This is a genomic window from Leifsonia sp. ALI-44-B (assembly GCF_001984125.1).
GTDB lineage: Bacteria > Actinomycetota > Actinomycetes > Actinomycetales > Microbacteriaceae > Okibacterium.
Map to the genome: position 1 here is coordinate 1716833 of NZ_MTQL01000007.1, position 26442 is coordinate 1743274.

25 protein-coding genes are annotated in these 26442 nt (G+C 69.8%); 12 read left to right on the plus strand and 13 right to left on the minus strand.

Going from position 1 to position 26442, the window contains the following annotated elements:
• The first annotated feature begins 11 nt into the window (after positions 1 to 11).
• The 5 genes from ALI44B_RS14920 (at position 12) to ALI44B_RS14940 (ending at position 5654) form a co-directional block, all read left to right on the plus strand.
• Complete coding sequence (locus ALI44B_RS14920; protein WP_077055665.1) at positions 12 to 944, plus strand: FAD:protein FMN transferase; 933 nt, start codon at positions 12 to 14, stop codon at positions 942 to 944.
• The gene (locus ALI44B_RS14925; RefSeq protein ID WP_077055332.1) at positions 941 to 2476 is read left to right on the plus strand and encodes a hypothetical protein; all 1536 of its coding nucleotides are present in this window, start codon (positions 941 to 943) and stop codon (positions 2474 to 2476) included. The genes ALI44B_RS14920 and ALI44B_RS14925 overlap by 4 nt, the downstream gene beginning before the upstream one ends.
• Positions 2477 to 2514: 38 nt before the next feature.
• A complete protein-coding gene (locus ALI44B_RS14930; protein ID WP_179100284.1) occupies positions 2515 to 3930 on the plus strand; it encodes a glycosyltransferase 87 family protein in 1416 nt (471 codons plus the stop codon).
• 17 nt (positions 3931 to 3947) lie between these two features.
• The gene (locus tag ALI44B_RS14935; RefSeq protein WP_077055333.1) at positions 3948 to 4259 is read left to right on the plus strand and encodes a thiamine-binding protein; all 312 of its coding nucleotides are present in this window, start codon (positions 3948 to 3950) and stop codon (positions 4257 to 4259) included.
• 105 nt (positions 4260 to 4364) lie between these two features.
• Entirely contained in the window at positions 4365 to 5654 is a 1290-nt protein-coding gene (locus ALI44B_RS14940) for an MFS transporter (RefSeq protein ID WP_077055334.1), read from the plus strand.
• A gap of 27 nt (positions 5655 to 5681) precedes the next feature.
• On the opposite strand, the gene ALI44B_RS14945 is transcribed toward ALI44B_RS14940, so the two are convergent.
• The 5 genes from ALI44B_RS14945 to ALI44B_RS14965 all read right to left on the minus strand — a co-directional run bounded on the left by ALI44B_RS14945 (position 5682) and on the right by ALI44B_RS14965 (position 11535).
• On the minus strand, positions 5682 to 6329 hold the full coding sequence (locus tag ALI44B_RS14945) for a response regulator transcription factor (protein ID WP_077055335.1): 648 nt from the start codon (positions 6327 to 6329) through the stop codon (positions 5682 to 5684).
• An 11-nt stretch (positions 6330 to 6340) separates the two neighbouring features.
• On the minus strand, positions 6341 to 7540 hold the full coding sequence (locus ALI44B_RS16015; RefSeq protein ID WP_077055336.1) for a hypothetical protein: 1200 nt from the start codon (positions 7538 to 7540) through the stop codon (positions 6341 to 6343).
• Positions 7537 to 8805: a sensor histidine kinase gene (locus ALI44B_RS14955; protein ID WP_143459298.1), complete on the minus strand. Its 1269-nt coding sequence runs from the start codon at positions 8803 to 8805 to the stop codon at positions 7537 to 7539. The genes ALI44B_RS16015 and ALI44B_RS14955 overlap by 4 nt, the downstream gene beginning before the upstream one ends.
• Positions 8806 to 8910: 105 nt before the next feature.
• Positions 8911 to 10113, minus strand: coding sequence for a homoserine O-acetyltransferase MetX (metX, locus tag ALI44B_RS14960; RefSeq protein WP_077055338.1), 1203 nt, complete (start codon positions 10111 to 10113; stop codon positions 8911 to 8913).
• 93 nt (positions 10114 to 10206) lie between these two features.
• Positions 10207 to 11535 carry a bifunctional o-acetylhomoserine/o-acetylserine sulfhydrylase gene (locus tag ALI44B_RS14965; RefSeq protein WP_077055339.1) on the minus strand — a complete coding sequence of 443 codons (1329 nt, stop codon included), beginning with the start codon at positions 11533 to 11535 and terminating at the stop codon, positions 10207 to 10209.
• A gap of 310 nt (positions 11536 to 11845) precedes the next feature.
• Here ALI44B_RS14965 and ALI44B_RS14970 point away from each other — a divergent pair, with 310 nt between their 5' ends.
• Positions 11846 to 12640, plus strand: coding sequence for an SDR family NAD(P)-dependent oxidoreductase (locus ALI44B_RS14970; protein ID WP_077055340.1), 795 nt, complete (start codon positions 11846 to 11848; stop codon positions 12638 to 12640).
• A gap of 72 nt (positions 12641 to 12712) precedes the next feature.
• On the opposite strand, the gene ALI44B_RS14975 is transcribed toward ALI44B_RS14970, so the two are convergent.
• Positions 12713 to 14200 (minus strand): MFS transporter, encoded by a 1488-nt coding sequence (locus ALI44B_RS14975; protein WP_077055341.1) that lies wholly within the window; start codon positions 14198 to 14200, stop codon positions 12713 to 12715.
• Positions 14201 to 14246: 46 nt separating this feature from the next.
• Between ALI44B_RS14975 and ALI44B_RS14980 the strand changes: the two genes are divergently transcribed.
• From ALI44B_RS14980 to ALI44B_RS14995, 4 genes are read left to right on the plus strand one after another with little or no spacing between them, the layout of a single operon-like run.
• Positions 14247 to 14771 (plus strand): phosphoribosyltransferase, encoded by a 525-nt coding sequence (locus tag ALI44B_RS14980; protein ID WP_077055342.1) that lies wholly within the window; start codon positions 14247 to 14249, stop codon positions 14769 to 14771.
• 9 nt (positions 14772 to 14780) lie between these two features.
• Positions 14781 to 15503 carry a type 1 glutamine amidotransferase family protein gene (locus ALI44B_RS14985; protein WP_077055343.1) on the plus strand — a complete coding sequence of 241 codons (723 nt, stop codon included), beginning with the start codon at positions 14781 to 14783 and terminating at the stop codon, positions 15501 to 15503.
• A gap of 14 nt (positions 15504 to 15517) precedes the next feature.
• A complete protein-coding gene (locus ALI44B_RS14990) occupies positions 15518 to 16210 on the plus strand; it encodes a uracil-DNA glycosylase (RefSeq protein WP_077055344.1) in 693 nt (230 codons plus the stop codon).
• A gap of 3 nt (positions 16211 to 16213) precedes the next feature.
• Positions 16214 to 16792 (plus strand): GNAT family N-acetyltransferase, encoded by a 579-nt coding sequence (locus tag ALI44B_RS14995; protein ID WP_077055345.1) that lies wholly within the window; start codon positions 16214 to 16216, stop codon positions 16790 to 16792.
• A gap of 3 nt (positions 16793 to 16795) precedes the next feature.
• Here ALI44B_RS14995 and ALI44B_RS15000 read toward each other — a convergent pair whose 3' ends face one another.
• Positions 16796 to 17605, minus strand: coding sequence for an SDR family NAD(P)-dependent oxidoreductase (locus ALI44B_RS15000; RefSeq protein WP_077055346.1), 810 nt, complete (start codon positions 17603 to 17605; stop codon positions 16796 to 16798).
• A 52-nt stretch (positions 17606 to 17657) separates the two neighbouring features.
• On the opposite strand from ALI44B_RS15000, the gene ALI44B_RS15005 reads away from it, so the two are divergent.
• Complete coding sequence (locus ALI44B_RS15005; RefSeq protein ID WP_077055347.1) at positions 17658 to 19094, plus strand: amidase; 1437 nt, start codon at positions 17658 to 17660, stop codon at positions 19092 to 19094.
• An 87-nt stretch (positions 19095 to 19181) separates the two neighbouring features.
• Here the strand turns inward: ALI44B_RS15005 and ALI44B_RS15010 are convergent, their stop codons facing one another.
• The 6 genes from ALI44B_RS15010 to ALI44B_RS15035 form a co-directional block, all read right to left on the minus strand.
• Positions 19182 to 19976, minus strand: coding sequence for an ATP-binding cassette domain-containing protein (locus tag ALI44B_RS15010; protein ID WP_077055667.1), 795 nt, complete (start codon positions 19974 to 19976; stop codon positions 19182 to 19184).
• Positions 19977 to 20032: 56 nt separating this feature from the next.
• Positions 20033 to 20872, minus strand: coding sequence for an ABC transporter ATP-binding protein (locus ALI44B_RS15015; protein ID WP_077055348.1), 840 nt, complete (start codon positions 20870 to 20872; stop codon positions 20033 to 20035).
• 77 nt (positions 20873 to 20949) lie between these two features.
• On the minus strand, positions 20950 to 21885 hold the full coding sequence (locus ALI44B_RS15020) for an ABC transporter permease (RefSeq protein WP_083710097.1): 936 nt from the start codon (positions 21883 to 21885) through the stop codon (positions 20950 to 20952).
• Positions 21882 to 22832, minus strand: a complete 951-nt coding sequence (locus ALI44B_RS15025) for an ABC transporter permease (protein ID WP_077055349.1) — start codon at positions 22830 to 22832, stop codon at positions 21882 to 21884. Before ALI44B_RS15025 ends, ALI44B_RS15020 begins: the two co-directional genes overlap by 4 nt.
• On the minus strand, positions 22829 to 24334 hold the full coding sequence (locus ALI44B_RS15030; RefSeq protein WP_077055350.1) for an ABC transporter substrate-binding protein: 1506 nt from the start codon (positions 24332 to 24334) through the stop codon (positions 22829 to 22831). The genes ALI44B_RS15025 and ALI44B_RS15030 overlap by 4 nt, the downstream gene beginning before the upstream one ends.
• A 249-nt stretch (positions 24335 to 24583) precedes the next feature.
• Positions 24584 to 25549, minus strand: a complete 966-nt coding sequence (locus ALI44B_RS15035; protein ID WP_077055351.1) for an alpha/beta fold hydrolase — start codon at positions 25547 to 25549, stop codon at positions 24584 to 24586.
• 97 nt (positions 25550 to 25646) lie between these two features.
• Here ALI44B_RS15035 and ALI44B_RS15040 point away from each other — a divergent pair, with 97 nt between their 5' ends.
• Positions 25647 to 26390, plus strand: a complete 744-nt coding sequence (locus tag ALI44B_RS15040; protein ID WP_077055352.1) for a tyrosine-protein phosphatase — start codon at positions 25647 to 25649, stop codon at positions 26388 to 26390.
• Positions 26391 to 26442: the final 52 nt, after the last annotated feature.

Sequence of the window (26442 nt, forward strand, 5' to 3'; positions counted from 1 at the left end):
CGGTCGAGGCCGTGGCACCGACATCCGCGCCGCGTGAGCCCGAGGCGTGGGTCTTCGACGCCATCGGCACGCGGTGGCAGATCGACACCGACCGTGAGGTGCCGTCGGCTCTGCGCCAGGCGATCGCCGCGCGCATCGATCAGTTCGACCGCGACTACTCGCGTTTTCGCGAGGACTCGCTCGTGACGCGGCTGTCGCGTTCGGCGGGGGCCTATCGGGTGCCCGCCGACGCACAGCCGCTCATCGACGTCTACGAGCGGCTCTATCGCGCCACCTCGGGGGCCGTGACGCCGTTCGTCGGGGACACGCTCGTGGCGTTGGGCTACGACGCGCAGTATTCGCTCGTGCCCGCGGCCGCCGCGGTTGCCGCGGTCGCCCCGGCCGGGCAGGATGTCGGGGCAACCGTGCCGCGTCTGGCGGATGTCGTCGACGACGCGTCGGCGTTGCGGGCCGGCTCCGTCGTGCACACCACACGCCGGGTGACGGTCGACGTGGGCGCGGCCGGCAAGGGCTACCTGGTCGACCTCGTCGCGGCACTGCTCGACGAGGCCGGCTTCGACACATTCACGGTGGATGCCTCGGGCGATCTGTTCCGGCGTGGCACGCCCATCCGCGTGGCCCTCGAGCATCCGTACGACCGCTCGAAAGCGATCGGAGTCGTCGAACTGGGCGACGGCGCCCTCTGCGCCTCGGCCACGAACCGCCGGGCGTGGGGCAACGGCCTGCACCACGTGATCGACGGCCGCACGGGACTGCCCACGCCGCAGGTCGCCGCCACCTGGGCCCTCGCCGCCGACGCCCGCACGGCCGACGGCGTCGCCACCGCACTCTTCTTCACCGACCCCACGGCGCTCCGCGAGGAGTTCGGCGCCGACGGGGTCCGCATCTTCTCGTCGGGTCGCCTCGAACGCACCCCCACATTCCAGGGAGAGATCTTCGTATGAAACGACTGCTCGATGTGCGCTTGGGCCGCGTGGGCATGTACACGCTCGTGGTGGGCGTGCTGTTCGCCCTCCTCGCGGTCACGCTCATCTTCTCGGTGCTCTCGCCCGACCTCATCTCGTTCGACCCGCTGGTGTTGCTCGGCAGCGCAGCGGCCGCCGTGTTGACCTGTCTCGTGGCCGGGCGCGTGTTGGGTCTGCTGTTCCGGGTGCGCCCGCAGGACGGCTCGGCCATCATCACGGGCCTCCTCCTCTTCTTCATCCTGCAGCCGTCGCTCGAGCCGGCGGGTCTCGGCGGCATCGTGCTGGCCGGTGCGGTCGCCACGGTGAGCAAATACGCGCTCGCGGTGCGGGGGCGTCACATCTTCAACCCGGCGGCTTTCGGAGCGTTCTTCGTCACGGTCACGGCCATCGACCCGTCGATCTGGTGGGTGGCCACCACGCCGCTGTTGCCGTTCGTGGCGATCGGGGCGTTCCTCATCCTCTATCGCACGCGCCGGCTCGGCATCGGCGGATGGTTCATCCTCGTGTCGCTCGTCATCGTCACGATCCGCCTGCTCCTCTTCGGTCAGGATGTCGGGGGTGCCGTCGGCACGGCCCTGGCGTCTTACCCGATCATCTTCATCGCCGGGTTCATGCTGTCCGAGCCGCTCACCCTGCCGCCGAGGCGGTGGCAGCAGTTCGTGGTGGCGACGATCGCGGCCGTGCTGTTCGCCATCCCGTTCAACGTGTTCGGCGTGCTGTACTCGTCGCCCGAGCTGGCGCTCCTCGTGGCGAACCTCGTGGCCTTCGTTTTCGGCCAGCGCCGTCGCATCCGCCTGAGTCTGGTGGGCCAGCGGCGCCCGACGCCCGGAACCGTCGAGCTCACGTTCCAGCCGAGCGCGCCCGTGCGTTACGTCGCCGGCCAATACCTCGAGGTGACCGTGCCGCACGGGCCCGCCGACAAGCGGGGCAACCGCCGCGTCTTCAGCCTCGTCTCGGCGCCCTCGGCCGCGCATCCGACCGATACGCCGGCACCCGTCTCGATCGCGTTCAGCCTGCCCGAGCCGGCGTCGTCGCTCAAGCGCGCGCTCGTCGGCCTCGAGCCCGGTCAGCGCATCTCGGCCACGGGAGTGTGGGGCGACTTCCTGTTGCCCGCCGACCCGGCAACGCCCCTGCTGCTCGTCGCCGCGGGCATCGGGGTCACACCCTTCGTCTCGCAGCTGACCGATGCGCAGCGCCGCGGCGAGAACCGCGACGTCGTGCTCGTCTACGCCGTGTCGGATGTCGAGGCCCTCGCCTATCTGCCCGAACTCGAAGCGTCGGGGGCCCGGGTGTTCATCTCGGCTCCCGAGGCGCCCGACACGCTGCCGGCCGGATGGAAGTACATCGGCGCGGGGCGCATCGACGGCGACCGGTTGCGCGAACACGTGCCTGACCTGACCGAGCGCACGACGCTGATCTCGGGCCCTCCCGGGCTCGTCGACGCGCTCAAGCCCGCCCTGCGACAGGCCGGTGTGCGCCGGGTTCACAGCGACTACTTCTCGGGGTATTGATCGGCGGCGGGGCGCGGCCGAACAATATGATGAGGGCGATGTCTTCCGAACCGTCTTCGTCCGCCGCCGCGCCCCGCTCCGTGTCGGGGTCTGTATCAGCGTCCGGATCTGCCGCTGCCGCGTCTGCCTCGGGGCGTGGCGACGCGGCCCGCGTGTCGCCGGCGTCGTCCTCCCGCGCATCCGGCGGCGTGCCGGCCGCGGCCTCCTTCCCGGCGGATGGTCCGCTCTGGTCGGCGCCCGTCCTCTGGGTGGCCTTCATCGTCGTCCATGTCGTGGTCTCGCTCGGCGTCATCTACGCCCCCAACACGCCGCTCAACGACGTCACGGGCGTCTACCTCGGCTGGATGCGCGACGCTCTCGCCGGGGGACCGGTCGTCGGCATCGACGCGGTCTGGGTCTACCCGATCGCGGCGCTCGTCCCCATGGCCATCCCGCTCCTCGGCGGCACGAGCGTGGTGGGCTACGGCTTCGCCTGGCTCGTCGTCGTGGCCGCTCTGGACGCCGTCGCGTTCGCGTTCCTCCTCGGCAGCGTGCCGCGCGGCACCCGCACGCGCGCCCGGTTCCTGGCCGCCTGGTGGTGGCTCGCGTTCCTGCTGCTGTTCGGCGTGATCGGCGTGGCCCGGCTCGATGCGCTCACGGCATCCCTGTCGCTCATCGCCATGCTCATTGCGGTGAACCGCCCCATCGTCGCGTCGGTGCTGCTCGCCGTGGCCACGTGGATCAAGATCTGGCCGGCCGCGATCCTGGCGGCGGCCTTCATCGTGCTGCGCAGCCGCTGGCGGGTGGCCGCAGCGGCCGCCGGCACCTCGGTCGTCATCGTCGCGGCGGCGCTCGTCGCGGGCTCGGGCCTCACGGTCTTCAGCTTCATCACCGAGCAGACGGGCCGCGGCATCCAGATCGAATCGCCCGTCGCCGTGCCCTACCTGTGGGCGACGTCGTTCGGGGCGCCCGGTTTTACGACCTACTTTGACCGAGAAATCCTCACCTTCCAGCTCACCGGAACGGGCGCGGGCGTCGTCTCGACCCTCATGACGCCGCTGCTCGTGATCGCCCTCGCCGTCGTGGCCTGGTTCGGATGGCGCGCGACGCGGGCCGGCGCCTCGGCCATGCGCCTCTTCCCCCAGGTGGCCCTGGCGCTCGTGCTGGTGTTCATCGTCTTCAACAAGGTGGGGTCGCCGCAGTACCTCTCCTGGCTCGTCGCGCCCGTCGCAGCACTCATCGTGGTCGGCGGCCGGCGCGTGCCCCTGCTGGCCGGACTCGCGCTCGTGGTCGCGGCCATGACGCAAATCATCTACCCCTACTACTACGACGCGCTCGTGCAGACCCAGACCTGGATGGTTCTGCTCATCACCCTGCGCAACGCCGGCCTCGCCGTCATGCTCGTCATCGTCGCGCTCGAGATCTGGCGCGCGGGCTCCGAAGCCCGGGCCGCGGTCCCACACGCATCCGCCTAACCATTCGAGGAGAAATCATGTTGGTCGCTTTCAGTGTTGCCCCGTCGGGCGGCTCGAACGAGGATGCCTCGGTGCACGACGCCGTGGCCGCCGCCGTCAAGATCGTGCGCGAATCGGGTCTGCCGAACCACACCGACTCGATGTTCACGACGCTCGAGGGGGAGTGGGACGAGGTCTTCGACGTCATCCGCCGCGCCACCGAGGCCGTCGGCGCCTTCGGGTCGCGCGTCTCGCTCGTGTTGAAGGCCGACATCCGCCCCGGCCACACGGGCGAGCTCACGGGCAAGGTCGACCGCCTCGAGAGCGCCCTCGACCGCATCGCGGAGTAGCGCACACGGCGACCCGGCTGCGCGCGTGCCCGGCCCCCTGCTGCGGCGATCACCCCATAATCGAATCGATTCGATTCCCGCTGAGAACGCGCCTAGACTGAGCGCATGCCTGCCGCCACCGACGGGTCGACACCGCTGTCGTCGACCCGCATTCGTCTTGCCCTGATCGCCCTCGCCATCGGGTCGTTCGGCATCGGCACGACCGAGTTCGTCGCCATGGGCCTGCTGCCCGACATCGCCCGCGACCTGCTGCCCACGCTGTTCGCGGATTCGGCCGAGCACGCCAACGCGCAGGCGGGATGGCTCATCAGCGCCTATGCGCTCGGCGTCGTCGTCGGCGCGCCCACCATCGCGGCCCTCGTCGCCCGCTACCCCCGGCGTTACGTGCTCGTCATCCTGGGCGCGGCTTTCACTGTCGCAACGGTCGCCACCTCCCTCGCGCCCACCTTCGAGACGGTCCTCCTCTCGCGTTTCGTCGCCGGCATCCCGCACGGCGCCTACTTCGGCATCGCCTCGCTCGTCGCGGCCAAGCTGATGGGCCCGGGTCGGCGCGCGCGCGGCGTGGCGCTCGTCATGTCGGGCCTCACGATCGCCAACATGATCGGCGTGCCACTCGCGACCTTCGTCGGCCAGTCGTTCGGCTGGCGCTCGGCCTACTTCCTCGTCGCCATCGTCTTCGCGCTCGCCACCGCGGCCGTGTGGTTCGCGGTTCCGCAGCAGCCGGGCGACGCGGGCCAGACCATGCGCAAAGAGCTCAAGGCGTTCACGCGCGCCCAGGTGTGGTTCGCGCTGCTCATCGGCTCTATCGGGTTCGGCGGCTTCTTCGCCGTTTACAGCTACATCGCGCCCATCGTCACCGACGTCACGGGCGAGAGCGCGGGCCTCGTGCCCTGGGTGCTTTTCGCCATCGGCCTCGGCATGACCATCGGCAACTTCGTGGGCGGCCACATCGCCGACAAGAGCGTCAAACTTTCACTCTTCACGTTCTTCCCGCTCATGCTCGTGGTGCTCGTCGGGCTCGCCCTCACGGCCGCGTGGCTGCCGGCGCTGTTCTTCTTCGTGTTCGCGACCGGTTTCGCGGCGCAGGGCATCGGCCCCACCATCCAGACCCGCTTGATGGATGTGGCGGGCGACAGCCAATCGATCGCCGCCGCCCTGAACCACTCCGCCCTGAACATCGGCAACGCTCTCGGAGCCTTCCTCGGCGGCGTCACCATCGCTGCCGGGGCCGGTTACCTCTCGCCCGTCTGGGTGGGCGCCGTGCTGACGGTCCTGGGCATCGCCCTGGCCGTGCTCAGCTACGCCACCGAGAGCCGCAGCGCCGCATCACCGAGCGCGAAACCGCTCGGCCGCAACGCAGAACGGGCGGATGCCGCAGCATCCACCCGTTCGTAAGCTCGCCCTCGAGGGGCCGGCACGCCGCTAGTCGACGATGATGCCGTCGAGAATGGCGCGTTTGCGCAGCGCCACCTTCGTGCCGACGTCGTGGCCCGACAGGCGGTACTTTTCGCGGATGCGCTTGAGGTAGCTCTTGGCCGTCTCTTCGGAGATGCTGAGCTCGAACGCGACCGTCTTGACGGGCTCGCCCGCGGCGTAGAGGGCCATGACGCGGCGTTCCTGCGCGCTGAGCTTCGGCGCGCCCGACGTGGTGGCGTTGAGCGCCAGGTCGAGTTCGGCCGAGATGTAGGACTCGCCCCGGTTGGCGGCGCGGATGGCCTCGGCGATCATCGAGGCATCCTCGCTCTTGACGAGGTAGCCGACGGCGCCGGCGGCCAGCGCCTCGCGCACGACGGCCGGGTCGGAGTAGGTGCTCATGAGCACGGTCTTCACGCCGGCCGCCTTGAGCGTCGACAGCTTGAGCGACACGGGGATGTTGTCTTTGAGGTCGAGGTCGAGCAGGACGACGTCGACGGGGAACTCTTTCGAGGTCAGGAGTTCGGGCCAGGTGGGCACGGCGACGACCATGTCGATGTCGTCGGCGGCGCTGCGCACCCACTCGGTGAGCGCCCCGAGGAGCATCCTGTGATCGTCGACGATAGCCAGTCGGATGTTGCTCAGCGTGTTCGGCATCGGTTCTCCTGTCAGTGACGGCTCGGTGTGCGAGCGGCAGGGCTCTCGACCGTGCACTCAATTTCTACCGTAATTCCGAGCGGTCGTGCGGTATCGACATAGCTTCCCACACGCGCGAACCCCAGCCAGGTGCCGGGTTCGACCGCCGTGCGGCGCACTCCCTCGACCACGATGACGAGCGGGAAGCGCTGCGTGGGGGTGTCGACGGGCGGCAGCGGCATGGCCGGAAAGCGCAATTCGACCGAGGGGACCTGCCGCGGGTTGGCGCTGATGAGCAGCCACAGGGCGCTCAGCAGGCCGTCGCGCTGGCGCTGGTCGAGCGTGGCGGCGAGCCCGTGCGGGTCGACGACCTCGATCGAGTCGCCCAGGAACTCCGATTCGGCGATGGCGTGCACGAGCCAGCTCGTGCTGCGGTTCTGCACGAGGTGCTGGCGCAGCTCGGTGGCGAGTTCCTGGGCCCGCGAGGCCCGCGCCGGCGTCAGAGGCAACGGCTCGCGTCCCGACGACACGTCGGCGAACAACCCCTCGACCTCGCGGTCGAGCGCCGCGAGCTCTTCGGTTTCGAGCATGCTGACGCCGAAGGCCGGTGCCGCGACGGTCGACTGGATGAGCACGCGGTCGAGGGCCATGCGCACCATGCGCCGGTAGGAGGCGACGACGGCGCAACCGACGAACGCGGGACCGACCGTGAGGGTGAGCGTGAGCAGCTGCGGCGCGATGGTGGCGGGGGAGGGGCGCTGCTCCGAGAAGAAGACGGCTATGAGCGCGAGCCCGAGCAGACCCGTGACCACGGCGACCTCGCGGGCCGGGCGCAGCGTGACGGCGGCGAGCAACGCCCCGCCCACCGCCACGGAAGCGGAGGGGTAGAGCCGGGCCCCGCTGAGGCCCCAGATGGCCGTCAGGTCGAGCGCTACGGTGGCGCCGAGCGCCGCGAGCAACAGGATGAAGACGGGCAGGTCGAGCAGGTAACCTCGGCGGCGCACGATGAGCGCGATGACCGCCACCGAGACCGCAAAGACGGCCCACGCGGCCACGTTGAGGGGCAGGCGCGGGTAATCGCCGATATGGGTGAGGAACCGCCACAGGCCGTTCGCCACGATGAACGCGCCGGCCACGGCGAGGCCGCTGCCGAGCTGCGACGTGCCGAGGTTCGAGCGCACGCGTTCGGTGCGGCGGCCGGCCCGCGGGTTGGTGTCGAGAGGAACACTCATCGTTTGGTCACCTCCAACACGACCGTGGTTCCCGCGCCGCGCGCCGAGAACACGCGCACGGTGCCGCCGATGTCGTCGAGGCGCGCGATGACCGATTCGCGGAAGCCGAGGCGGCCGCCGGGGATCTCGTCGGGGTCGAACCCCACGCCCGCGTCGGTGACGACGGCGCGCGCGGCGGTCTCGTCGTCGCCCAGCGTGACGTGGGCCCGGTTCACCTGCGCATGGCGGCGCACGTTCTCGAGGCATTCCGAGAGCGCGAGCACGAAAGCCTCGAGGTGTTCGGGCGGCAGGTCGATCTCGGCGGCGCCGTGCCAGTCGATCTCGAGGCCGCGCCCGTCGAGCCGGGAACGCAGCCCGGCGAGCGACGCACCGACGGGCACCTCGGCCGTCGTGGTGAGCGAATAATCGCCGGATGCCTCGGGCTGCGGTGTCTCGCCGAGCCGCAGTCGCCGCAGCAGCTCGCCGTCGGACTCGGCTTGGCGGCGCAGGGCCTCGCCGTTCACGCCCACGCCCGAGTGGGCGAGCATCGTGAGGGTGGCGAGTGCCGTGTCGTGCAGCAGTCGCGCGTCGCGCAGCCGGCGCGCCTCGGTCTCGCTCGCCCGGCGTTCGATGTTGTAGGCGCGCCCGATGCGGCCGATGCGACGCATGACGCGCGGGAAACTGGCGCCCAGCCATCCACCGAATGTGGCGGCGACGCCCCAGCCTGTGACGATGAGCGCGACACCGCCCGACAGGTTGGCCGGGGTGCCCGCGAGGAGCGCCAGATAGAGCGCGATCGTGAGGACGAAGGCGAGTGCGCCCAGCAGGATCTCGCGCCAGCTGACGACGAGCACGGCCGCGATACCGCCGATGCCGAGCGCCGCGACGAGACCCATGGCCGACGAGCTGCCCACATTCCAGGCGCCGTCCATGAGCACACCGATGACGAGCAGCGACACGAAGCCCAGCGAGACGACGGCGACGATGAGGATGTCCCGGGGCCGCCACGCGGCCAGGGCGTGCGCGGCCGCGAGGAGGACGAGAGGGATCGACGCAAGGGGCGCGTGCCCCGGGGCCAGAACGCCCGGGATCCACAGGATGACGAGACTCACGACCGTGCCGATCAGCCCGAACGCCGCCGCGCTCAGCGCCAGCAGCCGCCCCATCTGGTAGGAGAAGCGGTCCTGTTCACGCCGGGAGAGCCGGGCCTCGGCCGCGCCGAAGGACGCCCGGGGAAGGGTGCCCGTCCGGCCCCCGCCGGTGACGACTCGAGGCGCACGTGGCATACGAGGAATCCTATCCGGCACGGGTGACGCGGCGGGTGTCGGTCTGCGTCGGGCAGCGTGCGCCGGTCGGCGTGCGTCGGGCAGCGTGCGCCGGGACGGGCGCGATCAGGCGGCGAGCAACCGCGCCAAGTGCCGCGCCACGGCCCCGTGTTCGATGAGGAACCCGTCGTGGCCGAACGAGGACGACAGCACGGTCGCGTCGTCGTCGATCGATGAGCGGATGCCGCGCGCGATGCGGCTCTGCCCCTCGACGGGGAACAACCGGTCGGAGTCGATGCCGATGACCACGGTGCGAGCCGTGACGCGTTCGAGCGCGGCATCCACCCCACCGCGCCCGCGGCCCACGTCGTGCGAGTTCATGGCCTCGACGAGCACCAGGTAGCTGTTGGCGTCGAACCGCCTCGTGAACTTGTTGCCGTGGAAGTCGAGGTAGGACTCGACGGCCCACCGCCCGTTGTCGCCGAGCGGCGAGATCTCGGACTGCCACGACCGGCCGAACCGCTCGTTGAGCTCTTCGGGGCTGCGGTAGTTGAGCAGCGCCATGCGCCGGGCCAGCGCGAGCCCCCGGTGCGGCCCCTGCCCGACGGCCGCGTCGTAGTAGTCGCCGCCCGCCCACTGCGGGTCGATGCGGATGGCCTCGAGTTGCAACGAGTTCAACGCCACCTGATCGGATGTCGTCACGGGGGGCGCCGACAACAGCCCGAGCCGCGCCACCCGCTCGGGGTGCGTGACGGCCCACTCGAGCGCGTGCATGCCGCCCATCGAGCCGCCGATGACGGCGTAGAAGCGGTCGATGCCGAGCGCATCGGCGAAGAGCGTCTGCGCGGCGACCTGGTCGCGGATGGTCGTGAAGGGGAACCGGGCACCCCACTCGGTGCCGTCGGGGGAGAACGATGACGGGCCGGTGGAGCCCTGGCATCCGCCCAGCATGTTGGGGGCGACGACGAAGTAGCGGTCGGTGTCGATGGCGAGGCCGGGCCCCACGATACCGTTCCACCAGCCGCCCGTCTTATGCCCGGGGCCGCCCTGGCCGACGACGTGGCTGTCGCCCGTGAGGGCGTGCAGGATGAGGATGGCGTTGTCGCGCTCGGGTGTCAGCGTGCCCCAGCTCTCGTAGGCGAGGCGCACATGTGGCAGGTGCCCGCCCGATTCGAAGTCGAGGGGGCCGAGTTCGGCGAAGCGGCGGTCGCCCGGCCGGTCGCCGTCGCGCCACGCGCCCGAGGCCGGCGGCTTGCCGAGCACGGTGCGCGCCTCCGCCTCGGTGACGAAGCGGGACGGAACGGTGTCCGCGGAAGTCTGCCAGTCCATGTGTTCAATTCTGTCGGTACGACGCCGCCCCGGTGTCCATGTTACGGACGCCGGGGCGGCGGAAGAGGTGCTGCGTGGTGCTGCGCGGGCTGCTTACACGCGCGCGGCGTCGGCCACGCGCTTGGCGGCGGCGAGCGCCTGCGTGAGGTCGGCCTTCAGGTCGTCGATGTTCTCGAGTCCGACCGACAGGCGCACGAGGCCGGGCGTGACACCCGTCGTGAGCTGCTGTTCGGGGGTGAGCTGCGAGTGCGTGGTCGACGCGGGGTGGATCACGAGCGAGCGCACGTCACCGATGTTGGCGAGGTGCGAGAAGAGGGTGAGGCTGTTGACGAGTTCGCGCCCGGCATCCACGCCGCCCTTCAGCTCGAAGCTGAGCACGGCGCCGACACCCTTGGGGGCGTAGCGGTTGGCCGCGGCATACCAGGGGCTCGAGGGCAGACCCGAGTAGTTCACGCTGGCGATGTCGGGGTGCTGGTCGAGCCACTCGGCGATCTCCTGCGCGTTCTGCACGTGACGCTCGATGCGCAGCGACAGCGTCTCGATGCCCTGGATGAGCAGCCACGCGCTGTTGGGCGAGATGGCGGCGCCGAGGTCGCGCAGCAGCTGCACGCGCGCCTTGATGATGTAGGCCAGGGAGTCGCCGACGGCGGTCGTGTAGCTGGCGCCGTGGTAGGACGGGTCGGGCTCGGTGAGGCCCGGGAACTTCTCGACGTTCTTCGACCACTCGAATTTGCCGCCGTCGATGATGATGCCGCCGATGGTGGTGCCGTGTCCGCCCAGGAACTTGGTTGCCGAGTGCACCACGATGTCGGCGCCGTGCTCGAGGGGTCGGATGAGGTAGGGCGTGGCGATGGTGCTGTCGACGATGAGCGGCAGGCCGGCGTCGTGCGCGACATCCGCGACGAGTCGGATGTCGAGCACGTTGATCTTGGGGTTGCCGATGGTCTCGGCGAACAGCAGCTTGGTGTTGGGGCGGATGGCGCGCGCCCACTCCTCGGAGTCGTCCTGGTTCTCGACGAACGTCGTCTCGATGCCGAGCTTCTGCAGCGTGTACTTGAAGAGGTTGTAGGTGCCGCCGTAGATGGACGACGACGACACGATGTGGTCGCCCGCTTGCGCGATGTTGAGCACGGCGATGGTAGTGGCCGACTGGCCGCTGGCCACGAGCAGGGCCCCCGTGCCACCCTCGAGGGCCGCGAGACGCTGCTCGACGACATCCTGCGTGGGGTTCTGGATGCGCGTGTAGATGTTGCCGAATTCGGACAGCGCGAAGAGGTTCTGCGCGTGCTCGGCGTTGTCGAACACGTAGCTGGTGGTCTGGTAGATCGGGGTGGCCCGGGCCTTCGTGACCGGGTCGGGCTGCGCGCCCGTGTGGATCTGCTTGGTCTCGAATTTCCAGTCGGGGTTGTTCAGGTCGGTCATGAGATCTCCCGGGTCGTGGTGCGGATGATGCGAGCGGATGTTCGTGCGGATGTCTGGGGTCGTGCGGTGCTGCGGTGCAGACGCGTCGTGGCGGGCCGGAGCGAGCAGGTGTGCGCGTGATGCGGGTCGTGCGGGGCGGGCGACACGGTGCCGACGCGACGGTGCGTGGCCGACGATGTGTGCGGTGCCTCGCTTCGAGACTAGGAGTGCGGCCGGGCGCGGGCAAATGGCCCGCAACGTGGCGCAATGTGGCGAAACGCGGCGGGCGGCCGCGCGGCGCACCGGCGTGCCGCGGCGATACGCTGGGGGCATGACGACGACGACCAGACGTGCAGTGGTGACGGGTGCGAGTTCGGGCATTGGGGCGGCGACCGTGCGGTTGTTCCGCGAGCGCGGCTGGGAGGTCGTCGGGGTGGCCCGCCGTGCCGACCGGCTCGAGGCGCTCGCCGCCGAGACGGGCTGCGACTGGGTGGTGGCCGATCTGACGAAGCAGGCGGATGTCGACGCCCTCGCCGAGCGCGTGGCCGAGATCGGCGACATCCATGTTCTCGTGAACAACGCGGGCGGGGCTTTCGGGCTCGACTCGGTGGAGGACGGCGACGTCGACGACTGGGCGCGCATGTACGACATCAACGTGCTCGGCACGAAACGCGTCATCTCGGCGCTGCTGCCGGCCCTGCGCCGCGGAATTCCCGAGGGTGGCTCGGCATCCATCGTGGGTGTGACGTCGATCGCGGGACATGTGGCTTATGCGGGCGGCGGCGGCTACAACGCGGCCAAGTTCGCCGAGCGCGCGCTCTTCGAGGTGCTGCGGCTCGAGCTGAACGGCGAGCCCCTGCGCGTGATCGAGGTGGCGCCCGGCATGGTGCACACCGAAGAATTCTCGCTCGTGCGCTTCGGTGGCGACCAGGCCAAGGCCGACGCCGTCTACTCCGAGGTGCCCGACCCGCTGTACGCCGACGACATCGCCGAGACGATCGTGCACGCCGTCGAGCTGCCGCCGTTCGTCAACCTCGACCTCATCACGGTGAAGCCCGTGGCCCAGGCCGCGCCCTACAAGGTGTCCAAGGGTGCGCTGCGCGTGCGCCAAGCCGACGAAGACTGACCCTCACTGACTTGGCCCTAGCCGACTAGGCCGGTCTGGGCTGAGCTCGCCAACCCGGGCCGGCCCGAGCGTTCAGGCGACGGGCGTCGTGGCGGATGCCGCATCCGCCGTCACCTCGTCGCTGAACGCCAGCTTCGGCACGAAGAAGAGCAGCACGGCGGCCACCAACGCGCCGCCGCCGCACACCGACCACACGACGAGGTAGCCGCCGAGACTCGACGCCGTCGACGTGACCGCGCCCGCCGCGCCCGCGAACAGCACGATGCCGAACGTGGCCGACGCGAACGACCCGCCGATGGTCTTGGTTGTGTTCGTGAGGGCCGACGCCACCCCGGTCTGCCCGCGCGGTGCCGCCGCCGCGGCCGCCGCGGGCATGGCGCCGACGAGCGCGCCCGATCCGAGGCCCGCGATGGCCATATTGGTGAACACCTGCCACGTCTCGAGATGGAACGGCAGGAACAACAAATATCCGCCGGCCACGAGGAATGCCGCGACGATGAGCGCGATGCGCGGGCTCGTGCGTTTCGACACAAGCGGGAACAGCAGGGCGCCCACGATCATCGACAGGAGATAGGCGCCGATCAGAATGGATCGCTGCGACGCGCTCAACCCGAGCCCGTAGCCGTTGACGGGGTCGGTGCCTGCATACGTGCTGAGCGGCGCCTGCGCGCCCAGCAGGCTGATGCCCACGAGACCCGCGGTCAGTTGCACGGGCCACATGGTCGGCTGGCGCAGCACGCGCAGGTCGATGGCCGGGTCTTTCTGCCGCAGCTCCCACCGACCGAACGGCACGATCGCCGCCACGCCGACCAGGATGATGGCCCACACCCACCAGGTCTCGGGCCCGTTCAGCCGCAGGAACGTGAGGCCCGAGGTGACGAGCAGCAGCGACAGCGACAGCAGCACGAAGCCCACGAGGTCGAGCGTGCGCCCGGGCAGCGGCTCGGATTCGGGCACCTTGAACAGGATCACGAAGAACACGGCCGTGACGGCCACGGCCGGCACCATGAGCGCGAGCGTGACGTTCTCGCTGAGCGCCGCGAAGATGCTGCCCGCGCCGAGAGCCCCCAGGATGGCCCCCGCCTCGAGCGCCACGACGAGCAGGCCGGCCGCACGGCGCGTGTCGGATGCCGCCTGACCGCTCTTCCGCCCCCGCTCGAAGATGAGGGCGATCTCGAGCGGCAGCCACACCACGTAGAACCCCTGCAGCGCCCAGGCCGCGAGGAAGGACCAGAAGTCGTTGGCGAAGCACAGCCACCACGTGGCACCCGCCGTGAGCACGGTCGCGATGAGCAGCATCCGTTTGTGGCCCATCATGTCGCCGAGTTTGGCGAGCACGGGCACGACGAGCGCCGACAACAGCAGTTGAGCGGCCTCGAACCAGTTGAAGTCGGCGTCGACGATGCCGAGGTGCGCCACGAGATCGCTGATGAGCGGCACGTAGTAGCCCTGCAGGATGCCGCTCGTCAGCTCGACGAAGAAGAACCAGCCGATGAGGGATGCGCTGACCCCCACCATCGACCGTGGCAGGCGTGGTGTGCGGGCGGGCGGCGTCGTCATTGTCGGATGCTACAACCGGCGGTCAAAACGCCGCTAGCTTAAGAAGATGACGAACGATGTGACTCCTCCGGCCGCCGAGAACACCCCCGAGCGCGAAGTCCTCACGTGGGACGACTTCGGAGATGCCACGCGAACGCTCGCGCACGACGTGCTCTCCTCGGGTTTTACCCCTGACATCGTCGTCGCCATCGCGCGCGGTGGACTGCTTCTCGGCGGGTCGATCGCCTACGCCCTCGGTGTCAAGAGCTGCGGCGCCCTCAACGTCGAGTTCTACACGGGCGTCGACGAGCGCCTGCCCGAACCCGTCGTCATCCCGCCCATGCTCGACGGCGGTTCGCTGCGCGACAAGAACATCCTGCTCGTCGACGACGTCTCGGACTCGGGACGCACGCTCGCCCTCGTGCGCGAGCTCGTGGGAGCCTCGGGCGCCCGCGTCAAAACCGTCACGCTCTACACGAAGCCCGGCACGGTGCTCGTGCCCGACTACTACTGGAAGAGCACGTCGCAGTGGATCACGTTCCCGTGGTCGGCGCTCCCTCCCGTCGAGGTGGGCGACCCCCAGGCTCGCTAAGCTGACGGGATGAGTATTCACCTCGTGGGCGGGCCGATGCCGGCCGACACAGAACCGGCCATCTACGGGGCGTTCATCGCCGAAGCCGCCGAGCGGGCCGTGCACGGCGAGCGCCTCATCCCGCGCATTGCCGTCGTCATCGTGCACGACGGCAACGGCACCGACGACGCGGCCGCGTGGCGACGCACGCTCGAGCGTTCGGGCGCCTGCGAACCCGTCGTCGCTCTCGTGCGCGAGGGCGCAACGCTCGACCAGACGGCCCTCGTCGACATCGACGGGCTCATCGTCGCGGGCGGTCTCACGCCCGCCTACGCCGTGGCCCTCGAACCCGTCACGGGCGAGATTCGACGTCAGGTGGCAGACGGTCTGCCCTACCTCGGCTACTCGGCGGGCGCGGCGCTCGCCGCCGACCGCGCGCTCATCGGCGGCTGGCAGATCGGCGGGGTGCCCGTGTGCCCCGAGGACGCCTCCGAAGAACTCGACGATGTCACCATCCAGCAGGGCATCGGGCTCATCGACGTGACCGTCGACGTGCACGCCGCGCAGTGGGGAACGGTGGCGCGCGCCATCGCCGCCACCGAGGCGGGGCTCGTCGAGGGTGTGCTTGCGATCGATGAGGCCACGGCGCTCGTCGTGGGCGAAGGCCCCCTGCGCGTGGTTGGCCCGGGCAGCGTCTGGCAGATCTCCGGCAGCGAGAACGGCGTGCGCGTCGTCACGCTCGCCGAGGGCTGATCGACCGCTCCCGCATGAGACACTCACTCGCCGAACTGGCCGCCGACGGGTCGATGGATGCCGCGTGGGCGACAGCGCTTGAACCCGTCGAGGACGACATCCACCGCCTGGGCGACTTCCTGCGGCAGGAGACGGCCGAGGGGCGCGGATATCTGCCCGCGGGCGAGAACGTGCTGCGGGCCTTTCGGGCGCCGCTTCGCGACGTGCGGGTGCTGATCGTGGGGCAAGATCCCTACCCGACGCCCGGGCATCCCATCGGCCTGTCGTTCGCGGTGGAGAAGCATGTGCGGCCCGTGCCGCGCAGCCTGCAGAACATCTATCGCGAGCTGGCGGATGATCTGGGTGTCACGCCGCCCGAACACGGCGACCTGAGCGCGTGGACCGACAACGGCGTGATGCTGCTGAACCGCGTGCTGACGGTGCGACCGGGGGAGGCGGCATCCCATCGCGGGAAGGGGTGGGAGGCCGTGACCGATCACGCCATCCGCACGCTCGTGGCGCGCGACCAGCCGCTCGTCGCGATTCTGTGGGGCAAGGATGCTCAGGGGCTGAAGCCGTTGCTCGGCGACACCCCCGTGATCGAGAGCGCGCACCCGAGCCCGCTGTCGGCGAGGCGAGGATTCTTCGGGTCGAAACCGTTCTCGCGCGCCAACGAGGTGCTGGTGCGGCGCGGGGCGAAACCGGTCGACTGGACGCTTTACACTTGAGCCGTGCTCGAAGAGGAATACCAGCCCCGACGCCGGCTCCCGCCCCACCTGCGGAAGAAGCCCAGCGAAGAACCGCCGTTCGACTATGAGATCCGCGACGCGCGGCTCGAAGACATGCCCGACGTGCGCGAGATCTACAACCACTACGTCGCCAATAGCGTCGTCACGTTCGACGAAGACGCCATGACCCTCAAAGAGTGGAAGACCAAGTTCGAGCGCCTGCACAAGGCCGGCATGCCGTTCATAGTGGCCGTCTCGCCGAGCGAACAGATCCTCGGCTATGCGCTCGTGGCGCCGTGGAAAGAGAAGCGCGCCTACCGCTACACGGTCGAGAACTCGATCTACCTGCGCGCGGCGTCCACGGGTAAGGGTCTCGGGCGCGTGCTGCTCGGCGAGCTCATCGAACGGTCGAAGGCCGCGGGGCTCAAAGAGATGCTGGCCGTGATCGCCGACAAGGGTGCCGAGTCATCCATCGCCCTGCACGAGAAGTTCGGCTTCGTCGAGATCGGGCGCATGGGACGCGTGGGCTTCAAGTTCGAGCGCTGGCTCGGCACCGTGCTCATGCAGAAGTCGCTGAAGTAACGCTCAGCGACCCGAGACGCGTCCGGCGACGTCCAGCACGAGCCCGCGGGGGAGGATCCCGGCGCCAACAGCCTGCACCTTGTTGCGCAGCCCCGACACGACACTCGCGGGCGTGCGCGCACGATCGAGCGCCCGGAAAGTCGTCTGGATGACCTGATCCACCGTCTCGCGCGGCCCGAACGATTGGTCGTCATTGCCTGCCACGGCGAAGAAGTCGGTCTCGGTGGGGCCGGGGGACAGCGCCAGCACCTTCACGCCCGTCTCCTTGAGTTCGAACGCGAGCGCCTCGGTGAACGACAGCACGAAAGCCTTCGTGGCGGCATAGATCGCGAAATCGGGCACGGGGGCGTGGCCGGCGACACTCGACACCGTGAGCAGAACGCCCGTGCCGGGTTTCGTGGCGGCGTGCGCCGTGAGATGCGGCAGCAGCGCGTGCGTGAGCTTGACGAGCGCCGTGATGTTCAGGTCGATCTGGCCCGTGGCATCCTTCGACGACGAGCGCAGGAACGGGCCCGCCACGCCATACCCCGCGTTGTTGACGAGACTGGCGATGCGGATGCCGCGCCCCTCCAGCCCCGATACGACCTCGTCCACGCCGCCCGGGGCCGCGAGGTCGGCCGCGATCACGGTGGATGTCGTGCCGTACCGTTCGCCGAGCTCATCCGCCAGCGCCTGCAGCCTGTCCCGCCGACGCGCCACGAGCACGAGGTCGGCGCCGCGGCGTGCGAACTCGGCGGCGAAACCGCGCCCCAGGCCGCTCGAAGCGCCCGTGATCAGAACAGTGGTACCCATGGGGTCGAAGACGTAAGCCATGGGGCGAGAGTAGCGCGCCGGGCCGGGCGTGCGCGGCGAGTAGGCTCGGAACGTGTACGAGATTCACGATCTGGGAGCCGTCGAACTCTGGGTGTCGCTGCAGCGCGGCGAGCTCGGCCCCGTCGAGGTCACCCGCCACTTCCTCGAGCGCATCGAGGCCATCGAGCCTCAGGTGGGCGCCTTCCTGCAGGTCAACGCCGACGCCGCCCTCGAGCGGGCCCGCTTCGTCGAGAAGGAGGTGCCGCAGACGTCGCCGCTCTGGGGCATCCCGCTGGCCGACAAAGACCTGGTGCAGCGCGCCGGCACGGTCACCACGTTCGGCTCGAAAGCCTTCGAAGGTGTGGTGTCGCAGGCGTCCGACGAGATCGTGCGCGTGCTCGACGACGCCGGGTCGATCAGCCTCGGCAAGACGAACACGCCCGAGTTCGGCCTGTTCGGCTACACCGAGAACGCGCTCGCCGAGCCGACGCGCAACCCCTACGACCTCGAGACCAACGCGGGCGGGTCGTCGGGCGGCGCGGCTGCGGCCGTGGCGGCGCGCATGCTGCCGTTCGCGCCCGCGAGCGACGGTGGCGGCTCCATCCGCATCCCCGCCGCCGCGACAGGGCTCGTCGGCATCAAACCGTCGCGCGGCCTCGTGCCGTCGGGCTCGGGCATCGATTCGCTGGCCGGGCTCGCCGTCAAGGGTCCCATCGCCCGCAGCGTGCGCGATGCCGCCATGCTGCTCGACGCCATGATCGGCCGCGAGAACGGGCGCATCCCGCATCCCTTCGCCCTGCGTGCGCCCGACGACGACGACGGCGATCTGCTCGGGGTCGCGATCCGGGGTGAGGGTCGCTTCAACATCGGGCTGCTCACGAACACGCCGTGGGATGACGCCTACGACATCGTCGTCGCGCCAGAGGCCCGTGCCGCCGTCGCTCAGGCCGTCGAGTTGCTGGCCACGTTCGGTCACGGCATCGAGGAGGTCACGCTCGACCACGGCAACGTCTATCCGGATGCCTTCCGCACCGTGTGGCGCGTCTCGGCCGCCACGCTGCCCGTCGACGGCGACCGCATCGGCCTGCTCGAGCCCATCACGCAGGAGTTGCTGCGCGCCGGCCGGCAGATCGGGGCCCGCGAGCTGTCGCAGGTCCTGTCGGTGCTCGGCCGCTTCGAGCGCAGCGTCATCCGCCAGTTCGCCCGCTTCGACGCCGTGCTGAGCCCCAGCCTCGCGCTCACACCGCGGCCGAACGGTTGGCACGACCAGACCGACCCGGCCCGCAACTTCGAGCAGCAGGTGCTCTATGCCCCGCACACCTCGTTCGTGAATGCCTCGGGTCTGCCCGCCATCACGCTGCCCGTCGCGGTGACGGATGACGGCCAACCCATGGGCGTGCAGCTCATCGGTCGCCCCGGTGGCGAGGCCGCGCTTATCTCGATCGGCACGCAGCTCGAGCGCAAGCTCCGCTGGCAGAACCGGATGCCGGCGCTCGCCGCTTCCCGCTGACGCGCGCGTGTCGCGGGGTCAGGCGCCTGGCGGCGCCGGGTTCGTCGGCGTGCCGCCCGGCCTCGAAGCCGCGCGCGGCGTCATTCGTCAGGCGTCGAGCGTCGGCACGGCGCTCAGCAGGCGGCGCGTATAGGGATGCTCGGGCCGCCCGAGCACGCGCGCGGTGGGTCCTTGCTCCACGATCGCGCCCTCGGTCATGACGGCCACGCGGTTGCTGAGGTGCTGGATCACCCCGATGTCGTGCGACACGATGACGAGCGTGAGCCCGAGCGACGCGCGCAGCTCGGCGAGCAGGTCGAGGATGCGGGCGCGCACGGTGACGTCGAGCGCCGACAGCGGTTCGTCACCGACGAGCAGGCGCGGCCCGTGCACGATGGCCCGGGCCAGGGCGATGCGCTGACGCTGACCGCCCGAGAACTCGTGCGGATACCGCGAGGCCGCTGCGGCGTCGAGACCGACGGCCTCGAGCACCTCGACGACGCGTCGACGATGGCCGCCCTCCGTGCGGATGCCGAGGCCCGTGAGCGGTTCGGCGACGATGCGTCCGACGCTCATGCGCGGGTCGAGCGACGCATACGGGTCTTGGAAGATGATGCCGGTCTCGCGGCGCAACCAGCGCAGCTTCGCGGCCGGACCAGGTTCGACCGCACGGCCGTCGAAGGTCACGGTGCCGCTGCTCGGCGCATCGAGCGCGAGGAGCAGGCGCACGAGCGTCGACTTGCCCGAGCCGGACTCCCCGATGACCGCGAGCGTATCGCCCTCGAAGACGTCGAGGTCGACGGGTTTCAGCGCATCGGTCACACGCCCCGGCTGAAAAAGGTTCTCGCGCGGCGACACGAACCGCCGCGACAACCCGCGCGCGCTCAGAAGGGGCGTGCGGATCGGCGTGTCCGTCTCGCGATCGAGGGCGTCGTGGCCGGTCACAGCGTCGTCGCGGCTCACAGTGCTCCCTCGTCTTTCGCTCGGTTGTAGTCGTTGTTGTTGTCGTCGTCGTGATCCGTTGTGGCCCCCGCCGTCCACGTCGTCGCCCGTGCGGCCTCGAGCAGCGCGCGCGTCACCGGGGATGCCGGATCGTGCAGCAGCGTCTCGATCGACGCCTCCTCGACCACGCGCCCCTCGGCCAGCACCGAGGCGCGATCGACCGTGCGCTGCAACACCGCCAGGTCGTGCGTGATGAACAGCAGCGACATGCCGCGCTCCCGCTGGATGCGCGCGAAGAGGTCGAGGATCTCGGCCTGGATCGTCACGTCGAGCGCCGTCGTCGGCTCATCGGCGATGAGCACGTCGGGGTCGGCCGCCAGCGCGATGGCGATGGCGACGCGCTGACGCTGTCCACCCGAGAGCTGGTGCGGGTAGCGGTCGACGATGCGGTCGGGCTCCGGCAGGCGCACGAGGGTGGCGAGCTCGATGGCGCGCCTCCGGGCGTCGCGCTTCGAGGCATCCGTGTGTCGTCGGATGGGCGTCATGATCTGGCTGCCGACCGTGCGGATGGGGTTGAGGGCCGTGCGGGGTTCCTGGAAGACGATGCCGAGGCGGCGGCCGCGGATGCGCGCGAGTTCCCGTTCGGAGAGCCCGACGATCTCGGTGTCACCCAGGCGGATGCTGCCCGACACGCGTGCTCCCTCGGGCAAGAGCCCCAGCAGTGCGAGCGCCGTGAGCGACTTGCCCGAACCGGACTCGCCGATCAGGCCGAAGCGTTCGCCTCCGTCGACGTGGAACGAGACGTCGTCCACGACCACGCGGCCGCCCACTTCGATCGTCAGGTTCGAGACGGTCAAACTCGACGCAGCGAGGCCTCGCCCAGCGGGATTCGACCCAGCGGGATTCGACCCAGCGGGATTCGGCGGTGTGGGATTCATCGGTTTCCTCCCTGGCGCACGCGCGGGTCGGTGGCGTCGCGCAGCCCGTCGCCCAGCAGGTTGAAGCCCAGCACGGTGAGCGTGATGACGAGGCCCGGCCACAGCACGGCGAGCGGGTGCACGCCGATGTAGGGCTGCAGTTCGGCGAGCAGGCGGCCCCAGCTGGGCGTCGACGCGGGCGCCCCGTAGCCGAGGTAGGAGAGCCCGGCCTCGGCGAGCACGGCCAGCGCCATCGACCACGACAATTGCACGATGAAGACGGGCGCGATGTTGGGCAGCAGGTGGCGCGTGAGCACCCGCCCGCGACCGAGACCGGATGCCGTGGCGGCCAGCACGTATTCGCTGCGGGCGATGCGCCGGATCTCGCCGCGCGACACCCGGGCGATGTTCACACCGAAGCTCACGCCGACGGCCACGATGACGACGCCGAGCGAGCCGCCGAAGACGCTCGCGAGCATGAGGGCCACGAGGATGGTCGGAAAAGCGATGAGGATGTCGATGAGCACGGCGATGCCCTCGCGCACCCAGCGCGCCGTCAGCGAGCCGAGAGCCGCCAGCGCCACGCCCACGACGGCCGCGATGAGCGCCGAGCCCGCGGCCACCTGCACGGTCGTGCGGCTGCCGGCGAGCAGCACGCTGAAGATGTCGCGCCCCACGTTGTCGGTGCCCATGAGGTGCGTGAGAGAAGGCCCGAACCACTGGTCGTACGGGTTCGCGGCACCCGGATCGTAGGGCGTGTAGACGAGCGAGACGCCCGCGGCCACGACGAGCACGACCACGGCGACGACGCCGTAGAGCCCCGACGGTGTCGCGAGCAGCGCCCGCCACCACGTGCGGCGGCGGGACGGCCTGCCGGCGGCGGCCGAGCGGCGTGCGAGCTGTCGCACGCGGCGCGGGTCGGGCGTGGGGGCGCCGGTCTGGATGATGGTCATGCGGTCTCCCGCTGTCGGGGGTCGAGCAGCCGGTGCACGATGTCGACGAGCGTGCCGATGACGAGCACGATGGCCGTCAGCGCCAGCAGTTCGCCCTGCACCTTGGTGAGGTCGCGATTGCCCACGTCGGCCACGAGCATGCGCCCGATGCCCGGCAGGCTGAAGAGCTGTTCGATGATGATGGCGCCCACGATGAGCCCCGCGACCTGCAGGCCGAGCACCGAAACCACCGAGAGCGCCACGTTGGGCATGCCCTGCGTGATGAGGGCCCTGGTGCGCGTCATGCCTGTCGCCGCGGCCGTGCGCACATAGTCCTCGCCGCTCGCCTCGACGGCGGCCGAACGGATGAAGCGCAACAGCACGGCACCCTCGATGATGCCGATCGTGAGGGACGGCAGGACGAGGGATTGGATCGCGCGCCCGGGCTCCTGCCATCCGTCGAGGGGGAAGCCCTGCGGGGGCAACCAGCCGAGCCACACCGCGAAGACCGCGATGAGGACGAGCCCGGCCCAGACGGCGGGCACGGCGGCGAGGCCCTGCGACACGAAGCTCACCACCGTGCCCGAGATCCGGCGCCGGCGAACGGCCGCGAGGATGCCGAGGGGAACGCTGAACAGCAGTGCGATGACGAGCGAGAAGACGGCGAGCGGCACGGTGACCTGCGCCTTCTCGGCCAGCTCGTCGGCCACCGACGACGACGTGATGAGCGATGAACCGAGGTCGCCCCGCAGAAGCCCGCCGAGCCAGTCGCCGTATTGCACCAGGATGGGGCGGTCGAGCCCGAGAGACAGCCGAATCGCGGCCACCTGCTCGGGCGTCGACTGCGTTCCCGCGATCACCTGAGCGACGTCACCCGGCAGAATGCGCAGGGTGAAGAAGATCAGGGCGCTGGCCACCAGGAGCCCGACGACGAGGAGCAGCAGCCTCGTCAGGACGAAGCGCATCACTCCTGGACGGCTAGTTCGCCGAGGTCGAGACGCGTGGAGGTCGAGTCGGTCGGGAACCCGGTGACGCCCGTGCGCACGGCCGTGAGCGTCACGGCGTTGTAGAGCCAGTCGGCGCCGGCCTGCTCGCTGACGATGCGCGCGGCTTCCTTCAGCTTGGCGGCGGCGGTCTCGGGATCGGCCGCAGCGACCGACTCCTGGTAGAGGCGCTGCACGTCGGCGTTGTCGAAGCCGAAGTAGTAGTCGGGGTTGGCCCAGTTGCCGAAGTCACGCGATTCGGCGTGGTCGACGTAGCTCAACTGGAAGTCCTTGTTGGTGTAGACGTCGTTCAGCCAGGTGGCGAACTCGACGCTCTTGACGTTGAGCGTGATGCCGACCTTCTCGAGCTCCGAGACGAGCAGCGTGGCCACGCTCGTGCCGTAGAAGGACGGGATGGTGAGGTCGAGGCTGAGGTTCGACTGGCCGGCGGCGGCGAGCAGTTCCTTGGCCTTGGTCGGGTCGTAGGGTGCGACATCCGTCAGGTCTTCGTAGCCCGGGTCGAGTTCGGGGATGGGCCCGCCCTGTTCGACGGCCGCGCCGCCGACGGCCTTGACGACGGCGGCGTGGTCGATGGCCATGCGGATGGCCTGGCGCACGCGCACATCGTTCAGCGGGGCGACCTTGTTGTTGAAGGCCAGCGTGTATTTGTCGGTGGTCTTGCCGCGCGCGATCTCGATGTCGGCGTTGCCGTCGAACTGTGTGGCGAGGTTGGCGTCGACGGCCGTCTGCACGTCGAGGTCGCCCGCCAGCATGGCGTTGATGCCCGCGTTGGCGTCGGTGATGTAGCGGAACACGACGCTCTTCACCCGGGCCTTCTCGCCCCAGTAGTCGTCGTTGCGCTCGAGCGTCAGGCTGTCGCCCTGCTTCCAGCTCTTCAGCGTGTAGGGGCCCGTGCCGACGGCGGTCGTGGACAGGTCGTTGGTGGCGGCCTCGTCGAGCACCAGGCCCGCGCGGCCCGCGAGGTTCCACAGCAGGTTCGAGTCGGGGGCCGAGAGCGCGAGCGTGACGGTGTCGTCGTCGGTGGCCGTGATCGACGTCACGTTGGCCAGATCGGTGTGGCCCTGCATCCCCTCGTCGTCCTTGACCTGCGAGATCGACCAGACGACATCCTCGGCCGTGACCTCGTCGCCGTTCTGGAAGGTGACGCCGTCGTTGAGGTCGAACGTGTAGGTGAGGCCGTCTTCAGAAACCTCGTGCGATTTTGCGATGGTGTCGACGATGTCGCCCGAGGCCGTGCGCGAGACGAGACCCTCGTAGACGTTGTCGATGAGCACCTGGTCGAGCGCGATGCCGTCGGTGGTGCGGATGTCGAGGTCGGTCGGTTCGAGCACCAGACCCACGTTGACCGTGGCGTCGGCGTCGGGGCTGCCCGACTCGGACGAGCCTCCGTCCGGCGTGCAGGCGGTGAGGACGAGGGCTGCGGCGGCGACGGTGCCGGCTGCGGCGAGAATTCGGGGGGAACGCATGTCGATCCTTTCGGGATGCTTCTGCAGTGCAAGTGTCGGTCATCCCGCCCGCCCGGCCGAGGCCCTGGCGGGGCGGCGGCAGTGGGGCGGAGATGAAAGGTGCTGTCCTGGTCGACGGGGCCCGACCGGTGGTGCGGGTGCGTGACTTTCGGACTCGATGTCGCTGGCGGCGGCGTTGCCGGTTTCAGCGCGCTGCGGGGAGGGAGAACCTTGCCCGGGCACGTGATCGCCGGCGCGGAATGCGCGGCGTCAAGAGAGCGTACCGGATGCCGGGACCTGACCCGGAATCGGCGCGGACTCGTCGACGAAATCGCGGATCGCTTCGGCGAGTTGCACGGGAGCGAACTCCTGCACGTTGTGCCCCGCCTCGATCCGTACCGAACGTGAACCGGGCACGCGGTCGAGGAATTCCCGTTCGAGGGCGTCGTCGAGGAAACCGTGCGAGGCGCGTACGAGCAGCACGGGGATGTCGAGCCGCTCGAACGAAGCCCAGACGCTCGCCAGCTCGAACGTGAGGGGCACTCGGTCGCCCAGGTTGGCGAGGTGGTGTTTGAAGATGATGGAGCCGTCGGGCTGCTCGCGCGTGTTGAGCCAGACGCCGCGTTCGAGGGCCCGGCGGTCGGTGCCGATGCCGAACGCGATGGCACGGTCGACGATCTCGTCGCGCGAGCGGAAAGGCTCGGGCGCCTGCAAGAAGTCGCGCACCGACTGCGCACCCGATTCGTGCAACCCCGGGGTGATGTCGACGATGACGAGCGCATCGGCGGATGCCGCATCCTCGGCCGCGATCACCGCAGCGGTCAGGCCGCCGAGCGATTGGCCGACGAGCACCTGGGGCCCCGGGCCATCCACGACTTCGTCGAACAGCGGGCGCAGAGACCGGGCGTTGGTGGCAGGGGAGTAGTCGGCGTCGTCGCGCCACGCCGAATCACCGTGACCAGGCAGGTCGACGGCCAGGGCGTTGCGGCCGAGCGCCTGAACGGTGGCATCCCAGGTGTGGGCGTTGAGGCCTGCGCCGTGCAGGAACGTGAACTCGGGGCCGCCGTCGCCCCACTGCAGATACGAGATGGCGCGGCCATCCGGGTCGACCACGCTGTCGCGCCGCCCGGGCAACGGCACATGGTCGGGGGTGTTCAGGATGCCGCGGTGCTCGAGTTCGCCGGCGAGGAACCGGAATTCGTCCGGGCCGTCGACGTCGCTGTGATCGAGAGTCATGCTTCTAGTCTCTGCCATCGGGGGCGGGCGCACGAGTCAGTCGGCCAGATCGTGACTTCTCGTGACATCTCCAGACGCGTCGGGACAAGATAGGGATATGAGCACCCCGCGCCACTACCCCCTGCCCGGCACGTACAACTTCCGCGAGGTGGGTGGCTATCACGCGGGATCGTCGACCACGAAGTGGGGCAAGCTCTACCGGTCGGATGCCCTGAACCGCCTGACCGACGAGGCGCGCGACGACCTGCGGCAGCGCGACATCCGCACCGTCATCGACCTGCGCGACGACGAGGAGCGGCGCCACAACCCCAGCCTGCTCGAGGGGCTGCCCGTGCGCGTCGTCGAATCGCCCATCTTCAGCGGGTCGGCGTCGTCGTTCCTGGCCTCGGACATTACGCTGGCTCGGCTCTATGAGACGGTCGTCACCGAGAATGCGGATGCCATCGTGCGCGCCATCCGCGTGATCGCGTCATCGGGCGAGGACGGGGGCGCCGTGCTCGTGCACTGCACGGCCGGCAAGGATCGCACGGGGCTCGTCGTCGCATTCGCGCTGCTCGCGGTCGGGGTCGATCGCCAAGAAGTCGTCGCCGATTACGCCATGACCCAGCAGAACCTGCCCGATTCGCTCATGGCACCCATCATCGCGCGGCTGAAGGCGCTGCACGTGCCCGATTCGACCACGATCGACGAACTCGTGTGGGGCTCGCCCGCTCATGTGCTCGAAGAGACGATCGACCTCGTGGTGCGTCAGCACGGCAGCGTGCGCGCGTTCTTGACCGACAACGGGTTGACCGACGCCGAGCTGGATGACCTCGCCCACGTCCTGCTCGAGCGCGCCTGAACGAACGCCCCGAGAAGTTCTCAAGATAGGTAAGGCATGCCTATACTGAGAG

Coding starts and splice junctions, on each gene's coding strand:
- ALI44B_RS14925 (WP_077055332.1), top strand. CDS start 941: ATGAAACGACTGCTCGATGTGCGCTTGGGCCGCGTGGGCATGTACACG.
- ALI44B_RS14930 (WP_179100284.1), top strand. CDS start 2,515: ATGTCTTCCGAACCGTCTTCGTCCGCCGCCGCGCCCCGCTCCGTGTCG.
- ALI44B_RS14935 (WP_077055333.1), top strand. CDS start 3,948: ATGTTGGTCGCTTTCAGTGTTGCCCCGTCGGGCGGCTCGAACGAGGAT.
- ALI44B_RS14940 (WP_077055334.1), top strand. CDS start 4,365: ATGCCTGCCGCCACCGACGGGTCGACACCGCTGTCGTCGACCCGCATT.
- ALI44B_RS14945 (WP_077055335.1), bottom strand. CDS start 6,329: ATGCCGAACACGCTGAGCAACATCCGACTGGCTATCGTCGACGATCAC.
- ALI44B_RS16015 (WP_077055336.1), bottom strand. CDS start 7,540: ATGAGTGTTCCTCTCGACACCAACCCGCGGGCCGGCCGCCGCACCGAA.
- ALI44B_RS14955 (WP_143459298.1), bottom strand. CDS start 8,805: ATGCCACGTGCGCCTCGAGTCGTCACCGGCGGGGGCCGGACGGGCACC.
- metX (WP_077055338.1), bottom strand. CDS start 10,113: ATGGACTGGCAGACTTCCGCGGACACCGTTCCGTCCCGCTTCGTCACC.
- ALI44B_RS14965 (WP_077055339.1), bottom strand. CDS start 11,535: ATGACCGACCTGAACAACCCCGACTGGAAATTCGAGACCAAGCAGATC.
- ALI44B_RS14970 (WP_077055340.1), top strand. CDS start 11,846: ATGACGACGACGACCAGACGTGCAGTGGTGACGGGTGCGAGTTCGGGC.
- ALI44B_RS14975 (WP_077055341.1), bottom strand. CDS start 14,200: ATGACGACGCCGCCCGCCCGCACACCACGCCTGCCACGGTCGATGGTG.
- ALI44B_RS14980 (WP_077055342.1), top strand. CDS start 14,247: ATGACGAACGATGTGACTCCTCCGGCCGCCGAGAACACCCCCGAGCGC.
- ALI44B_RS14985 (WP_077055343.1), top strand. CDS start 14,781: ATGAGTATTCACCTCGTGGGCGGGCCGATGCCGGCCGACACAGAACCG.
- ALI44B_RS14990 (WP_077055344.1), top strand. CDS start 15,518: ATGAGACACTCACTCGCCGAACTGGCCGCCGACGGGTCGATGGATGCC.
- ALI44B_RS15000 (WP_077055346.1), bottom strand. CDS start 17,605: ATGGCTTACGTCTTCGACCCCATGGGTACCACTGTTCTGATCACGGGC.
- ALI44B_RS15020 (WP_083710097.1), bottom strand. CDS start 21,885: ATGACCATCATCCAGACCGGCGCCCCCACGCCCGACCCGCGCCGCGTG.
- ALI44B_RS15030 (WP_077055350.1), bottom strand. CDS start 24,334: ATGCGTTCCCCCCGAATTCTCGCCGCAGCCGGCACCGTCGCCGCCGCA.
- ALI44B_RS15035 (WP_077055351.1), bottom strand. CDS start 25,549: ATGACTCTCGATCACAGCGACGTCGACGGCCCGGACGAATTCCGGTTC.
- ALI44B_RS15040 (WP_077055352.1), top strand. CDS start 25,647: ATGAGCACCCCGCGCCACTACCCCCTGCCCGGCACGTACAACTTCCGC.